Raw genomic sequence first — 14,932 nt, forward strand, 5'->3', positions numbered from 1 at the left:
ATGATGAGACCATGCTGAGACTTCCGAACGATACGGACGTAAATGCCGAAACGCTGCAGGCGTATCTGGCAAGACAGCATGGGGCGAGCGATACCGCCGCCGTTCTTCAGGCCATTGCGGATGCGACCGGCGTCCTGGCAGACAGGCTTGCCGCGGGCCGGTTGCCGGGGGACCCCGGCGAAGTCGTCGGCACCAATGAAAGTGGCGACAAGCAGAAGGCACTCGACGTCGGTGCCCATCTTCACATGGTCGAGGTGTTGCGGGCAGCAGGTGTCCGCCAGCTGCTTTCGGAAGAAGCCGAAGAGATCATTCTTCTCAACCCGGAAGGCACGCTCGACGTTGCCATCGACCCCATCGACGGGTCCGGCAGTATTGGAACAGGCGCTCCGCTCGGGACCCTGTTCTCGATCCTGCCGGCATCGGACCAGGGTTTTCTGTGCACGGGCAGATCCGTCATTGCGGCAGGATATGTTTCGTTTGGCCATTCCACAGACCTGGGGTTCAGCCTGGGCAACGGCCTTCACCTTGCTGTCTTCGACCGCGCTGCGGGCGTGTTCCGCATGTTGCGGGAGAACCATCAGGTGCCCGCTAAATCAAGAACACTTGCCTTCAACGCCTCCAATGCCCGTCATTGGCCGGATGCGGTCCGGCGCTTTTCAGATGACGTTCTGAAAGGCAAGGAGGGGCGTCTTGGCGAAAACTACAACATGCGCTGGCTTGCCTCGGCGGTTGGCGAGTTTCACCGGATCCTGCTTCAGGGCGGTTTGTTCTTTTATCCGGGCGACCGGCGGCCCGGCTATGAGAACGGGCGCTTGCGTCTGGTCTATGAAGCGGTGCCGATCGCGTTTCTGATCGAGCAGGGCGGCGGCAAGGCGACGGACGGGCAAACGCCCATCCTCGACCTGATGCCCGAGAGCCTGCACCAGAACATTCCGTTGATTTTCGGGTCACCCGAAAACGTCGACATGTTCATTACCTATTGCACGGACAACACCTAAGGAGCTTTTGATGGCCCGCATCACTTTGCGTCAGCTGCTGGATCACGCAGCTGACAACGGCTACGCTGTGCCTGCGTTCAACATTTCCAACATGGAACAGGGCATGGCTGTCATGCGCGCCGCGGCCGATTGCGATGCGCCGGTCATCCTGCAGGCAAGCAGGGGTGCACGGGCCTACGCCGGCGACAGGGTGCTGGCCCGCCTGATCGATGGTTTCGCCGAAACCTATCCCGATATTCCCGTTTGCATGCATCTGGACCACGGCAACAACCTGGCAACCTGCGTGACGGCTATCCAGCATGGCTTCACCTCCGTGATGATGGACGGGTCGCTGGAAGCGGATGGCAAGACGCCTGCCAACTATGCCTATAACGCGGGCATCACCCGGCAGGTCGTGGACATGGCTCATGCGGCCGGTGTTTCGGTGGAAGGCGAACTTGGCGTGCTCGGCTCGCTCGAAACCGGAATGGGTGATCAGGAAGACGGGCATGGCGCGACCGAAAAGCTGAGCGAAGACCAGCTCCTGACCGATCCGGCAGAGGCTGAACGCTTCGTTGCCGACACGGGTGTCGATGCGCTTGCCGTTGCCATGGGCACCAGCCACGGCGCCTACAAGTTCACGCGCAAGCCGGATGGCAGCGTTCTGGCAATGAACGTGATCGAGGCCATTCATGCCCGTCTGCCGAACACGCACCTCGTCATGCACGGATCGTCTTCGGTGCCGGAAGATCTCCAGGAAATCATCAATTCCTACGGCGGTGATATTCGCCCGACCTGGGGCGTTCCGGTCGAGGAAATCCAGCGCGGCATCAAGAGTGGTGTGCGCAAGGTGAACATCGACACTGACAACCGCCTGGCAATGACGGCAGCCGTACGCAAGGCCCTGACGAACGATCCGTCCGAATTCGATCCACGCAAATACCTGAAGCCGGCCATGGAGTTGATGGCGCAGGTGTGCCGCGACCGTTTCGAGGCTTTCGGAACAGCCGGCCACGCCAGCCGCATTCGCCCGTTGCCGCTGGAAGCGATGGCACAGCGCTACAACTGAACATCACGCGTTATTGGTCTGGCCAAACTAGGTTTTTCGAATGATATCAACGAGTTACGCCAGCTCTGCGCGGAGCCAGGCGATCAACTGGTCGACGGCATTGTGCCGCGACTGTTTGGTGCCTCGGTAAACCGAGATCTCGCTTGGCCTCTTCAGGGCAACATCAGAGATGGAGCGCAACTTGCCTTCGTCGACCAGGCCGTCCACCGTGCGCTTCCAGCCGAGGGCAACACCCTGACCGGCAACGGCGGCCTGAAGAACAAGCGGGTAACTGTCGAAATAGATGACCTTCTTGTGGGCGGATCGCGGAACGCCGACAGCTTCGAACCAGTCCGGCCAGTCGAACCAGTCCTGTGGCACCACACGGTGAGACAGGAGCGGCAAGGTGGAGACCTCTTGCGGTGTCAGCGGCAACGAAACGTCCTTCAAGAGTGCCGGAGCGCAGACCGGGAAGATCTCGTCGGATGCCGTGAACACCAACCGTGCCGCTCCGGCCGCCCGCCCGGTGGTCTGAAGGGCGACGTCAAATGGTTCGCGAGCTTCCGTCAGGGGTTCCAATGCGCTGACCAGTTGAAGCTGGATTTCAGGATGTGCCGCATGGAAACCAGAGAGACGCGGCATTAGCCAGTAGAAGGCTTCGCAAAGCTGGCATCGCAGGACGATGGTATCTGGATCGCCTGTCCCGCGGATGGCGGCAACTTCCGTGCGGATTGCCCTGAGTGCTTCTCCGACAACCTGGCCCAGGCGTTTTCCTTCCTCGGTCAGGAACACCGCGCGGTTGCGCCGCTCGAACAGACGGACACCCAGTTCCTCTTCAAGCTGACCAATTTGCCGGCTGATGGCCGTCTGGGTCAGGCCGAGTTCATCGGCCGCGCGTGTGAAACTTTCATATCGCGCAGCAGCCTCGAACGGTTTCAGGCGGGCCAGTGAGAGGTCGTCCTTATGCATGCGTTTCAGTCATGTATTTCTCGAAATTTCTCATTTTTACAAAGATAAGAGACATGCTTCCATGCTGAAATGATATCTTTATTTCTGCTGAAACAACAAGCTGGATCGCTCCTTGCCGGGATCATTTCGATTACCGGAGCAGTGCTGTTGCTGTCCTTGTCCGACGCCTTGGTCAAACTGAACAGCGGCAGTATCGCGCTTGGGCAGTTGCTTCTGGTCCGCTCATTCGTCGCAGCCATTCTGCTTGGGCTGGCATTCGCGTACAAAGGGCGCCCATCGCAGCCCCTTCTTGCGGCAAACGCCTGGGTCTGGACGCGCAGCGTTTGCCTTGCGCTGATGTGGGGCTGTTACTACGCCGCATTGCCGCTGATGCCGCTGTCACTTGCGGCAGCCTGCTATTACACCGCGCCCCTGTGGATGGCCATTCTGACATCTGTCTTTCAGGGAAGGCCCGTCGGTGCAAAAGGCACGGTTTCAATTGTCCTCGGGATGGCGGGAGTTGTCATGCTCCTGCGGCCGGGAATTGATGACATGTCTGCGGCAATGGTCTTGCCCTTGCTGGCAGGCTTCTTTTATGCGCTTGCGGCGGTCGTCACGTCGGCCAGGTGCCGGAAGGAGGCACCGCTGGCAATGGCGTTCAACCTGAACCTGGTGCTTGCCTTGGTGGGCGGTGCCTATGTGCTGGGGCTTCATCTCTTTTCCGTCCCTGCCGGGGCAGGGTTCCTGCTGAGCGCCTGGCCAGCTCTTTCAACTGCTGCCTGGGGTCTTCTGATCCTGCTGGGTCTGCTGCTTGCCTTCATTACGGTGGCAGTGGCATTTGCCTATCAGTTGGCACCGGCGCCACTGATCGGGCTTTTCGACAATGGTTATCTCGTTTTCGCGGTGGTTTGGGGTGTCGTCATCTTCGCGGATATGCCAGACAGGGCAGATCTGGTCGGCATACTCCTCATCGGGTGTGCCGCGCTCCTCGCCTCACTGCCTCTTGCCGCAACCCGCCGCTGCCTGACCCCAAGGGAGAGTTGAACGTGTCTCTGGAAACCTGGCTTGCCTACACACTCGCTTGTATCGTTCTGACCATCATTCCGGGTCCGAGTGTCATGCTGGTTGTCGGGCAAACCTTGATGCGCGGCAAAACCGCTGCTGTGATGTGCATTCTCGGCGACGTTGTCGGAAGTATCGTTCTGACAGGCCTTTCCTTCGCAGGTGTCGGCGCCATTCTGGCCGCGTCCACGGTGCTGTTCCAGATCGTGAAATGGACAGGCGTCGTCTATCTCGCCTGGCTGGGGTACAGCCAGATCAGGGAGGCACATCGCGACAGCGTTTCCCTTGAACCGGGCGTACGCACAGGGTCTGCGTGGGGCAGCTTCTGGGCAGGTACCCTGACGGCTATCTTCAATCCCAAGGCGATCGTCTTTTACATGGCCTTCCTCGCCCAATTCATTGACCCGACCGCGGACATGACGGTTCAACTCGTTGTGCTGACGCTGACCTCGAGCGTTGTCGTCATGGTGCTTCTGGCGGGCTATGCGTTGATCGCCGCGCGTGCGCGCAAACTTTTTCAGACACGCCTCGCCCGGCGCCGCATGGGCTATGCCGGGGGTGGGTTCATGATCGGTGGAAGCGCCTTGATGGCGGTAACGCGCTGAAGCAGCACCGTCCGCCGGAACGGTCAGTCGTCCCGGGCTTCGGCTTCACGGCGTTCAAACGACACCAGCGAACCGTCCGGCAGAACCTGGTTAATGTCGATGGGCGCGCCTGTCTCGTCCAGCTCCACAAGGCCGATCCCCGACGCGTTCAGGATCCGGCGGCCATGTGGCGTTCCAACGGGTTTGCGCGGAATGACACGCATACCACGGCGCTTGGTGAACCAGTTCAGCGGCGAACGGGGTGAAAAAGCCCATCGGTTGCCGCGATCCAGAATCTTGATCAGCTTGTCCGGCCATTTGTTCTTTATCCCGCTGCTGCAGATCTGCCAGATCTTCGGACCGTCGTCGGTTGCACCGGACAGGCTCGGTGCGGTCTGGCGCAGTTCGACGTCATAGACGAACGAGTAGTGCACATCGCCGGAGAGGATGACGAAGTGCTGGGGGGTGCCGCGGTGACCGAACACATTCAGGATCGCACTGGCGGTTCCCGAATGCGCCATCCAGTATTCCGCGTCGACAGTCAGCGGCTTGCCGGCCAGCGTGAACATCTTCTGCACCGTTTCGATCAGCTTGACGCCGAAGATCGGGGCAGCGGACACAAGCAGAACGGCGTCCTTGCCTTTCAGGTGGGTCTGAAGGTCGGTGGCCGCTTCCCAGTCCAGAAGGCCAGACGGATTATGCGCATTGCGTTCTGACCGCCAGCGCCGCGTACGCGTGTCCAGAACGATCAACGGCGGGGACGTCTGCCACTGGTAGTCCCACTCCTCGTACTCCAGCAGCGTGGTGATCGCGGTCTCATGCGCCTCGGAACCGGGATCGGCAAGGGCGGCCTGCACGGGCGGAAGAATGTCCGGACCGATCGTGCGTGCCCGGTTTCCCCAGGCCTGGTTCAGAGCATAAGCGACCAACGCATTGCCGATAACCCGGCGCGACAAGGGGTGGCTGTAAGCGGCCTGCTCCCACGCAAGCGACAGGTTCCAGTCGTCGGTGATGTCGTGATCATCAAAAATCATTGCCGTCGGAAGATGCGCCATGACCCGTCTGCAGGCAGGCAGATCAGCCCGGAAATCCTTTAGCGTTACCGTCTCTTCTGCGTACATCTCCGCGTCCTTGGCCTCCAGGCCTTCCGGCGCTTTCAGCTCCGGCATGCCTTGCCAGGACGCCGGCGACCAGACCAACAGATACATGACCAGCATTTCGCCAAGTGTGACGAGGTGGTTGCGGGCGTGCTGGGTTGTGAAAACCGGTTTTTCGGTGCCTCCGAACAGGACGTCGAACACGGTCTTGTTCTTGTAGACCCGGGGCAGAAGCGTATCGCGGTGATAGAGCAGGTTGCCGACATTCCGCAGTTCGTTGCCCGACGCCGGCAGGTCAGGCTCAACGCCGTCCAGCGGTTCGTCCGGCAGGCCCAGTTTTTCGACAAGCAGGCTGATTGCCTGCAACATCGGTCCGGCAACGTCGTCGGCATAAACCTGGTCACCGCTCATCACGAGCAGCGATGGCAAGGCGGGACTGCTGGCTGTGGTTTCGCCCTCAGGGCCGAGGGCCTGCCTCAGGACAAGGTCGGCTCCGGCAAGGCCGTCAGGGGTTCGCGCATGCGGCTTGCGGCAGGACCCGTGAAACAGGGAGGTGATACGGTCCGGCACCTTGAAACAGGGCAGGTCACGTCCCGGATAGCAGAGATCGGGCGCCCAAACCGTGTGATCCTGCCACGCTGTCCCTGCTTCACCAGTCGGCTTGACGCTCAGGCGATAGGAAATCAGGACATCGATGGGGAGCGAAGTGCCCAGTTCGATATCGACGAGATGATAATAGAGGCTCTCTCCCGCCTTCAGAACCTGCCAGTCCTGGTCGCCGGTTTCATATGTCTGGTTAAGGTCCGGCTGTGCTTCGGGGAAAAACTCAAATCGAACATCGCAATGTCGGGATGTGGCGAGCCAGACGCTAACGTTGTTCGCCGTGACATGGCGCAGGATCGGTCCCGCCAGGACGATCGGGAGACCGGCTCCAACTGTCATTCTGAACTCCTCATCCGTCTGCCAAACACACACGGTGTGAGTGCTCAACTGTCTTCGTCATTCTGATCTTGTCGACGTAGACATATGAACTGCAGTGCCCGCATCCAAGTGCCTGCAGAAGACCGATTGCCCCGCGACATTGTTCGCGGGGCTGAAGAGTTTCAGGAAACCGGAAGAAGAAATGCTCCCGAAAGGGCAGGTTTCAGCCTTTCACGCCCGAGGAGATCATGACGGCTTCCGTCACCTTCTTCTGGAAGATCAGATAGGCAACGGCGACGGGCATGGCACCCAGAAGCGCGACGGACATCAGACGGGCGTAATAGACGCCAAAGGCATCGTTCACCTGGGTGATCCCGACCGGGATCGTCATCTGGTTCTCCGTTGTGATGACGAGGAAAGGCCAGAGAAACTGGTTCCAGGCCATGATGAAGGTGATGATTGCCAGAGCGGTCGTGATGCCCCAGTTGAGCGGCAGGTAGATCCTGAACAGCAGCGTATAGTCACCGCCGCCATCCAGGACGACGGCCTCGCGCATTTCCTTCGGTACGGCGTCAAAGAACTGCTTGTAGACGATGATCACCACCGGAACGATGAGCTGCGGCAGGATGATGCCGGCCCAGGTGTTTATCAGGCCCATGTCGTTCATCAGGATGAACTGCGTCACCACAAGCGCCTGCGAGGGCACCATGAAACTGGCGAGCACCACGCCGTAAAGCAGCCTCCGGCCGGGAAAGCGCATCTGGGAGATGGCATAGGCGCACATCATGCCGGAGACAATGACAACCAGCGTGATGATCACGGATGTGCCGATGGAGTTCCAGTACCAGTTGAGCAGCTTGGTATCGAACAGAACGTCGATGTAGGAGGTCAGGTTGAACTCGTCCGGAATGACACCCGCGCCTTCGCTGACGACCCTTTCCTCGGTGCGGATCGAGGTGATGAACGCCCAGTAGAGAGGGAAGATCCAGATGGCCGCCGCCAAGAGGCTGCCGATGCCCAGAACCCAGTTTTCCAGTTTGCGGGTCTTCATTGCTTGTTCCCTCCCGCGCGCAGCAACTGAAACTGCAGCACCGACACGACCACGATCAGCACAAACAGAACAAGGGCGATGGCAGAAGCATAGCCGCCGTGGTTCAACTGGAAGGCTTCCCGGTAGACCATCAGAAGCAGAACGTAGGACGAATTGAACGGCCCACCGGACGACAACAGGTAGATCTGGTCGAAGATCTTGAGCTGCAGGATCAACTGAAGGGTCAGGACAAGGGCGGTTACCGGCCAGAGCAGGGGCCAGGTGACCTTGGTGAACAGTTGCCAGCGTGTCGCCCCGTCCAGTGCCGCTGCTTCATAGTAGTCGCTGGAGATGTTTCGAAGGCCCGCGATGAACAGAAGCACGTTGAAGCCATTGGTCCACCAGATAGTCACCGTGGCGACCGTCGGCATGACCCAATAGGGGTTCTTGAAGACCGGTACCGGTTTGCCGGTAAAGAACGCGAACACCGGCTGCAGCACCCCAAACTGGAAGTCCAGCATCCAGGCCCAGATTTGCGTCACCACCGACACGGGCAGAATGTAGGGAAGAAAGAAAAGCGCGAGGATCAGCGCCTGAAGCGGCCCCTTGAGGCGCGTGATCATCATTGCAATGGCAAGGGCCAGTGCGGTCGTCGGAACGACGGTCAGGAGAACGAAATAACCGTTGTTCTTCAGAGATGTATAGAAGAGGTTGTCGGTAAGCAGCCGTTTGAAATTGGCAAGGCCGACCCATTCCCCCGGACCGATCAGGGGCGCGTTGGTGAAGCTCAGCTCGATCATCCGGATCGTCGGATAGAGAAAGACCAGCACGAAGGTCAAGGCAAAGGGCGCGATGAGCGTCATTGCGACCGCCACTTCCCTGCGCCGGTTGGTAATCATGGCCACTTGAGTAATCGTCCTTTTCTCGCCGCAGGAGACGCCTGCCGCATATGGTGTGCGTGCGGCAGGCGTCCCGGGCAAAGCCTTCGTCTATTGAAGCTTCGACTGAAGCTCGTCTTTCATCTGCTGTGCTGCCTGTGCAGGCTCCAGATAGCCATGCATGGCGGGCGAGATGATGTTGATGGCTGCATCATAGACAGGCGAGGCCACCCCTGCGATCGGCGACCTTGGGTCGTAGGCCGCGGTTTCGGCGAGTGACGAATAGGTGGCGTTCGGTTCCATTTCCCCGAATTCATCGCTGGTCGCGACAGGCTTGTAGGCTGGAATATGTCCTGCCCCGGCCCAGGAGATCGAGTTCTTCTCCATCCAGCCGATTGCGGTCATCACCGCCGCGCGTTTTTCCGGGCTCATTTCCGTTCCCTGAGGAATGGCGAAGGCGTGGGAATCCGCCCAGGTGGCCGTGGTTCCAAGCAGCGTCGGAATTTGTACCGCACCCCAGTCGAACCCGAGCGTTCCCTTTTCCGCCATGTCGACCATGGTCGGCACTTCCCAGACGCCGTTCATGTGAAAAGCGGCCTTGCCGGACGTGAACAACGCAACCGAGGCTTCGTATTCGGCCTGCTCCGGCTGCCAGCCCTGCTTGTGCCAGTTGGTCATGATTTCGATGGCATTGGCGGCCTTGTCCAGATTGTCGCCTGCCAGAACCTCGCCATCGGTGATCAGCTCGCCGCCTTGCTGCTTGAGCAGGGTGAAGAAGACCCGGTAGGTGCCGCCGTCGTCACCCGTTGCGTAGGAAACGGGCGCTTCGGAGCCGTTTTCCTTGGCAAGCGCAAGCGCTTCCTCGAAATCGGCGAGGCTTTCAATGCCGGTCAGGTTGCCCTGGTCATCAAGGAAGCGGGATCCTTCGAAATAACTCTTGTTTACGTAGAGCACGATCGCGTGGATATCGAACGGCACTGCGTGGAGCTTGCCGTCCGCATCGCTCGCGGCGGCAATGGCTGCCGGGAAGAAGTCATCCTTGCTGAGACCGGCGGCGGCAAGATCGTCATCACTGATCACGTCCAGCACATTTTCCTCAAGCCCGAGCGGCATGCGCGACAGGTGATAGGTCATCACGTCCGGGCCCTGGCCAACGGCAACGGAAGTGCGCACCTTGGTGTAGAAGGGCACGCCCCATTCCAGAGTGGTTCCGTTGATCTTGATGTCCGGATGCTCTTCGTTGAAGCGTGCGATCAACGCTTTCATGCGAACGCCGTCACCACCGCTCAGAAAGTCCCACCAGGTGATGTCCTGCTGGGCAAATGCCGGCAGGCTGGCAAGGCTCATCGCCCCCGCTGCCAGAAGTGTCTTAAGGTATTTCATCGACTCTTCCTCCCGTATGAAAAACCGGCATTTCCCATCAAGGCCGGTTCAAAGGTACCAGGCAGACAGCAGGTCTACCGAATACGCTGGTCCTGCTCGTTGAAGACCAGAACCTGTTCCGGCGTGCAGGTGAGCTTGATTGCTTCACCGCCCCCGGCATGGCGGCTGCCGCGCCATTCAACGACGATCTCGCGGCCGTCCGGCATATGCGTGTGCAGGTAGGAAACACCTCCCAGGTCCTCCGCCATTTCCACGGTCACGGGAATGCCCGTGTCCGCGCTGGTCAGGTGTTCCGGACGCAATCCGACGGTGACCCGGCTGTCGGCCGGAAGATCGCCGGAAACTTTCGCCAGCAGGACTGCGTCCGTTCCGTTGATGGCAATGCGCAGGCAGTCGCCTTCCCGGCCGAGCACTATTGCCGGCAGAAAGTTCATGGCCGGCGATCCGATGAAACCGGCGACGAATTTGTTGTCGGGGTCGTCGTAGAGATCAAGCGGCTTTCCGGCCTGCTGCACGACGCCCTGTTTCAGGACGAAGATCCGGTCGGCCAGTGTCATGGCCTCGACCTGATCGTGGGTGACATAGATCATCGTCGCGCCGATCTGCTTGTGCAGCCGGGCAAGTTCCAGCCGCATCTGGACGCGCAATTCCGCATCCAGGTTCGACAGAGGCTCATCAAACAAAAACACCTTGGGCTGGCGCACGATCGCCCGTCCGATCGCAACCCGCTGACGCTGGCCTCCGGAGAGTTGAGACGGCTTCTTCTGCAGCTGTTCCTCAAGCTGGAGGATGCGGGCCGCCTCCATCACCTTGTCGTGCACGTCCTGTTTCGGCGCCCGCTTCAGACGCATGGAAAAGGCCATGTTCTCGAAGACGGAAAGATGCGGATAAAGCGCATAGGACTGGAAGACCATGGCAACGCCGCGTTTGGCCGGTTCCTGCCAGGTCACATCGGTGCCTTCGATCGAGATCTTGCCGCCGCTTGTGTCCTCGAGGCCTGCGATCATCCTCAGCAATGTCGATTTTCCGCAACCGGAAGGACCGACAAAGACCGCGAATTCACCCGTCGGAATGTCCATGCTGACATCATGGATCACCCCGACCGGGCCGAAGACCTTGCGTATGTTGCGAAGCTGAACCCCCATTGCATGGATCCCCTCAGCCGACGCTCAACCGCAGGACATGATAGGAAAGCGGCGCAAGCTTGCCCTTGAGCTGACCATCCTCCACGCCAACACCTGTCCCCTTGCCGGGAACCACGTTGTCCGGCTTGTCCGGACCGTTGGTGTCATTGAGGCCGTAGCCTTCCATGGACAGATGTTCGGCCAGGGACGGCGAGCCGAAACCCGTCAAGGACACGTCGAGATCGGCCGTTTCGGTCAGATGCCGGTTCAGGACGAAAAGCGTCAGTGTGCCTGCTGCCTTGTCGTGTACCCCGGCAACGTCGAGGTAGCAGACGTCGTCGGCAACGGAGCAGTCGTAGGTAGGTGCATCCACAGCAACGTTCAGTGCATCACCGCGGCCGTAAAGAGACGCGAACTGATAGGGGTAATAGATGGTCTGACGCCAGGCGGGCCCGCCCTTTTCCGCCCGGATAGGGGCGATTACGTTGACCAGCTGGGCAATGCAGGCAATACGCACACGGTCGGAGCGGCGGATGAACTCGTTGAGCAGGCCGGCGACGAAGAGGGCGTCCTCGAAGTTGTAGTTCTCCTCAAGCAGCGGGGGTGCTTCCGGCCAGTCCCATTCCTTGATGCGGCGGCTGTCGTCCTCGCGGATGTGGTACCACACATTCCACTCGTCGAAGCAGATATGGACGTCGTTCTTCGCACGCTTCTTGGACTTCACGTAATCGATGACACCGCCAATGGTCTGGATGTAGCGGCCGGTTTCCTCGATCTTGCCGAAGTAGTTGAGCGTGTCCTTGCTCTTGTTGCCGAAATACTTGTGCAGCGAGATGTAGTCGACGTTCTCGTAGCACTCTTCCAGGACTTCGCGTTCCCATTCGGGATAGGTGGGCATGCGGTCGTTTGAACTGCCGCAGACGACTGCCTCGATCGTCGGGTCGAAGCCTTTGAACGCCTTGGCCGTCTCGTTGGCCAGCCGGCCGTATTCCGTGGCGACCTTGTGGCCGATCTGCCAGGGGCCGTCCATTTCGTTGCCGAGGCACCACATCTTGACCCCGTAGGGATCCTCGCGGCCATTGGAACGGCGCAGGTCGGACCATTGGGTGCCTCCGGGAAAATTCACATATTCCAGGAAGTTGCGTGCCTCTTCCAGACCACGCGAACCCAGGTTGACGGCCAGCATCATCTCGATGCCGGCCTGTTCCGCCCAGATTGCGAAATCGTCAATGCCGACCTGGTTGGTTTCCTTGCTGCGCCAGGCAAGATCGAGGCGGACGGGGCGCTTGTCCTTCGGGCCGATACCATCTTCCCAGTTGTAGGCGGAAACGAAGTTGCCGCCCGGGTAACGAATGGCCGGGATCCTGAGGTCCTGTACGAATTTCAGCACGTCCTTGCGAAAGCCGTTGGCATCGGCCTGCGGATGGTCAGGTTCATAAATGCCGGAATAGATCGCCCGTCCCATGTGTTCAATGAATGCGGAATAAAGCCGCTCATCGATGGAACTGATTCGGAAATCCCGATGCACGGTGACGCGTGCCTTCATTCGCATTCTCCCAGAAATATATATCGAATAAATCGATATGAATCTTTATTTCTGATAAGAATGCGAGCTTGGCGAAAATTGTCAACTGGACAATGTTGTTGCGGTGCAACCAGAAGTGAATGTCCCCACGTCTTTTCAAGTGCAGTTTCGGTCAATTGCGGGTGTGCAGCCGCAAAATAATGTCCTGATCGTAATTGCCGAAACCGCGGCCGAAGACGTTGATTCCGCCCGGGTGCCGTCCTTCGGCCTTTACCTCGATCTTCAACCGAACCGACCGGTGTTCGTCGAGCTGGAGGTCTTCTGTCTTGATATCGGAGATCTTGTGACCGTCCACGAAGGTGCCGTTCCTGCCGACGCTCCAGGTCTTCAGCATGCCGTATTGCGAACCGGAAAGCTTCCACCAGTCGGGTGTGTAGGCCCCGCGCTTGTCGCCGAAATCACCCGGGGACGTCCAGACGCCGATTTCCTTGCCGTTGATCGACAGGACGATGTCGGAGGGCCAGTTGCTCATGGTGCCCGGCACCTCGGAACTCACCTCCATCACCACGTCCAGACCGTCGATCTGCTTGCCAGTCAGCTTGGCATTGTTTGGGAACTGATATTCGACGAAGCCACTGGTAAACCACAACAAAGCCGTTTTCATCCGCTCCGGATCCATGAAAGTTTCCGGCACATCGAGAAGGCCAATGATCCCTTCGGTCGAGCAGATGCCGCAAGGAGCAGTGACGAGGCTGTTGGTGTAAAGGCCGAGCGGCATCGATACTTCGATCTGGTTCGGCTCGATGCGTTCTTCCGACGAGCGGAAGGCCAGGATGATCTCATCGTAGATGGCGAAGGTCGTCTTCTGGCTGCCCTTCTTCGCCCGCTGCACTTCCGTTCGCACCAGGCCAGCTTCTTCCAGAACCTGGATGTGGGTGGAGACGGAGGATTGCGGCATGCCGGAAGCTTCCGAAAGCGCGTTGATGTTCATCCCGGGTGTCCGTACCAGCTCCTGCAACAGGTGCAGGCGAGGCTGGGAAGCGATCGCCTTCATGGCGATCTTGTCCTTGACGGGATCGACGATCAGAAAATTTGCGCGCATGGGTTGTTCCCGGCTGTAAATCTGGAACAGCTATTTGTATCGCTTTTTTCGATAATTACAATTGCTGTTTCACTGCGCCGGTTCTCAATGTCGATTTGAACCATACGGCAGACAGAGTGCAGTTCACGGACAACAGGTCTTCAGCCGAGAGGCAGTGTTCTTGCAAACTCAGGAATCCAGCCGGAGCTGGGTGAGGGCGCGCTTGATTTCGTTGCCGAGCAACCGTTCGGGCGGCGAGATGCCGGAAGAGGCGGACATGACGACACCAATGCGCAGGTTGGACAGGATGTCATGCATCAAGGGCACGAAGCGGAGAATGCCCTGGTCGATTTCGTCAATGAAACCGATCTTGGTGTAAAGGCCGAGGCCTCGGCCGGCCAGGATCATCTGTTTTGCCACGTGCAAGGTGTCGGTAAAACAGTTGGTCGAGAGCGCAGAGGACATGCCCGAGATTGCCTGATCGATGATGGAATTGCGGCCGCGCGCATCCACGGTGCGCACCATTTTCTGGCCGGAGAGTTCCTCTATGGCAAGGTTAGTTCGGCCTGCGAAGGGATGGTCGGATCGCATGATGATGCCGATCGGCGCGGTCTTGTCGGAAATAACCCGAACGTTTGGATGCAGATCGAAGGTGAAGGTAATGCCGATATCGGCGATCCCGCCCGCGACAGCGGTGATGATCTCGTCCGGCTGCGCGGTGGTGATCGAATAGGTGACCTGCGGATAGATCCGGTTGAAGTCGAGCAGGATACGGGGCAACAGGCCGTAGGTTACGGAATCGATGGCGGCAATGTTGAGGTGCCCGGACCGAAGGTCGCGGATATCGTCCAGCATGGTGCGGGTGCGTTCATAATCCTGCAGCGTCTTGCGGCAGTGTTCCAGGACGATGGCCCCCGCATCGGTCAGCGTCACGCCTTCGGGGGTGCGCTCGAACAGGCGAACACCCATCTCGTTCTCGGTGCTGATGATCTTCCGGTTCACCGTGGTGGAAGACACGTTCAAAACCGCAGATGCCTTGCGGATGGAGCCCTGGCGGGCGACTTCGTCGAAATAACGCAGAAAATTCGAATGCACGATGTCCCCCCGGACAGAGTGGCAAACAGTGCATCACAAAGTGCGGTGCATTTTATGCATCACCGTTAGCATGTTTTTGCACTTTTTGCACCGTGCATCTTCCCGTTAGAGTTCACTGTGAAGTCGGCAAGGGGAACAGTCGGCCACAAACCGCCCAATCTCAAATGAGGGGGACCAAC

Annotated in this window: 13 protein-coding genes; 4 read left to right on the forward strand and 9 right to left on the reverse strand. The window is 59.1% G+C overall.

Annotation, left to right across the window (positions count from 1 at the left end):
• The first annotated feature begins 11 nt into the window (after positions 1 to 11).
• Together FIU93_RS29155 and fba are read left to right on the forward strand one after the other, a co-directional pair.
• Positions 12 to 998 (forward strand): class 1 fructose-bisphosphatase, encoded by a 987-nt coding sequence (locus FIU93_RS29155; protein ID WP_152507847.1) that lies wholly within the window; start codon positions 12 to 14, stop codon positions 996 to 998.
• Positions 999 to 1,008: 10 nt separating this feature from the next.
• Complete coding sequence (fba, locus tag FIU93_RS29160; protein ID WP_055660946.1) at positions 1,009 to 2,046, forward strand: class II fructose-bisphosphate aldolase; 1,038 nt, start codon at positions 1,009 to 1,011, stop codon at positions 2,044 to 2,046.
• 54 nt (positions 2,047 to 2,100) lie between these two features.
• Here fba and FIU93_RS29165 read toward each other — a convergent pair whose 3' ends face one another.
• On the reverse strand, positions 2,101 to 2,994 hold the full coding sequence (locus FIU93_RS29165; RefSeq protein WP_152507848.1) for a LysR substrate-binding domain-containing protein: 894 nt from the start codon (positions 2,992 to 2,994) through the stop codon (positions 2,101 to 2,103).
• 141 nt (positions 2,995 to 3,135) lie between these two features.
• On the opposite strand from FIU93_RS29165, the gene FIU93_RS29170 reads away from it, so the two are divergent.
• Positions 3,136 to 4,017: a DMT family transporter gene (locus tag FIU93_RS29170; RefSeq protein ID WP_286202471.1), complete on the forward strand. Its 882-nt coding sequence runs from the start codon at positions 3,136 to 3,138 to the stop codon at positions 4,015 to 4,017.
• A gap of 2 nt (positions 4,018 to 4,019) precedes the next feature.
• Positions 4,020 to 4,640 carry a LysE family translocator gene (locus tag FIU93_RS29175; protein ID WP_286202472.1) on the forward strand — a complete coding sequence of 207 codons (621 nt, stop codon included), beginning with the start codon at positions 4,020 to 4,022 and terminating at the stop codon, positions 4,638 to 4,640.
• Positions 4,641 to 4,663: 23 nt separating this feature from the next.
• Here FIU93_RS29175 and FIU93_RS29180 read toward each other — a convergent pair whose 3' ends face one another.
• From FIU93_RS29180 to FIU93_RS29215, 8 genes are all read right to left on the reverse strand, one after another.
• Positions 4,664 to 6,658 (reverse strand): alkaline phosphatase family protein, encoded by a 1,995-nt coding sequence (locus FIU93_RS29180; RefSeq protein ID WP_152507851.1) that lies wholly within the window; start codon positions 6,656 to 6,658, stop codon positions 4,664 to 4,666.
• A gap of 202 nt (positions 6,659 to 6,860) precedes the next feature.
• A complete protein-coding gene (locus FIU93_RS29185) occupies positions 6,861 to 7,688 on the reverse strand; it encodes a carbohydrate ABC transporter permease (RefSeq protein WP_023001418.1) in 828 nt (275 codons plus the stop codon).
• Positions 7,685 to 8,566, reverse strand: coding sequence for a sugar ABC transporter permease (locus FIU93_RS29190; protein ID WP_152508002.1), 882 nt, complete (start codon positions 8,564 to 8,566; stop codon positions 7,685 to 7,687). Before FIU93_RS29190 ends, FIU93_RS29185 begins: the two co-directional genes overlap by 4 nt.
• A gap of 90 nt (positions 8,567 to 8,656) precedes the next feature.
• Entirely contained in the window at positions 8,657 to 9,928 is a 1,272-nt protein-coding gene (locus tag FIU93_RS29195) for an extracellular solute-binding protein (RefSeq protein ID WP_152507852.1), read from the reverse strand.
• 74 nt (positions 9,929 to 10,002) lie between these two features.
• Complete coding sequence (locus FIU93_RS29200) at positions 10,003 to 11,073, reverse strand: ABC transporter ATP-binding protein (protein WP_152507853.1); 1,071 nt, start codon at positions 11,071 to 11,073, stop codon at positions 10,003 to 10,005.
• Between the two features lie 13 nt (positions 11,074 to 11,086).
• Positions 11,087 to 12,598: an alpha-N-arabinofuranosidase gene (locus FIU93_RS29205; RefSeq protein ID WP_023001414.1), complete on the reverse strand. Its 1,512-nt coding sequence runs from the start codon at positions 12,596 to 12,598 to the stop codon at positions 11,087 to 11,089.
• A gap of 151 nt (positions 12,599 to 12,749) precedes the next feature.
• Entirely contained in the window at positions 12,750 to 13,679 is a 930-nt protein-coding gene (locus tag FIU93_RS29210; protein WP_023001413.1) for a winged helix-turn-helix transcriptional regulator, read from the reverse strand.
• 168 nt (positions 13,680 to 13,847) lie between these two features.
• Positions 13,848 to 14,753: a LysR family transcriptional regulator gene (locus FIU93_RS29215; RefSeq protein WP_055660965.1), complete on the reverse strand. Its 906-nt coding sequence runs from the start codon at positions 14,751 to 14,753 to the stop codon at positions 13,848 to 13,850.
• Positions 14,754 to 14,932 lie beyond the last annotated feature (179 nt).

Origin of the sequence: Labrenzia sp. THAF35, from assembly GCF_009363595.1 — a bacterium.
GTDB lineage: Bacteria > Pseudomonadota > Alphaproteobacteria > Rhizobiales > Stappiaceae > Roseibium > Roseibium algicola.

Bases quoted from the DNA above. Each gene is read 5' to 3' on its own strand.
- FIU93_RS29180 (WP_152507851.1), bottom strand. From the start codon at position 6,658: ATGACAGTTGGAGCCGGTCTCCCGATCGTCCTGGCGGGACCGATCCTG.
- FIU93_RS29190 (WP_152508002.1), bottom strand. From the start codon at position 8,566: ATGATTACCAACCGGCGCAGGGAAGTGGCGGTCGCAATGACGCTCATC.
- FIU93_RS29200 (WP_152507853.1), bottom strand. From the start codon at position 11,073: ATGGGGGTTCAGCTTCGCAACATACGCAAGGTCTTCGGCCCGGTCGGG.
- FIU93_RS29185 (WP_023001418.1), bottom strand. From the start codon at position 7,688: ATGAAGACCCGCAAACTGGAAAACTGGGTTCTGGGCATCGGCAGCCTC.
- fba (WP_055660946.1), top strand. From the start codon at position 1,009: ATGGCCCGCATCACTTTGCGTCAGCTGCTGGATCACGCAGCTGACAAC.
- FIU93_RS29205 (WP_023001414.1), bottom strand. From the start codon at position 12,598: ATGAAGGCACGCGTCACCGTGCATCGGGATTTCCGAATCAGTTCCATC.
- FIU93_RS29155 (WP_152507847.1), top strand. From the start codon at position 12: ATGCTGAGACTTCCGAACGATACGGACGTAAATGCCGAAACGCTGCAG.
- FIU93_RS29195 (WP_152507852.1), bottom strand. From the start codon at position 9,928: ATGAAATACCTTAAGACACTTCTGGCAGCGGGGGCGATGAGCCTTGCC.
- FIU93_RS29210 (WP_023001413.1), bottom strand. From the start codon at position 13,679: ATGCGCGCAAATTTTCTGATCGTCGATCCCGTCAAGGACAAGATCGCC.
- FIU93_RS29165 (WP_152507848.1), bottom strand. From the start codon at position 2,994: ATGCATAAGGACGACCTCTCACTGGCCCGCCTGAAACCGTTCGAGGCT.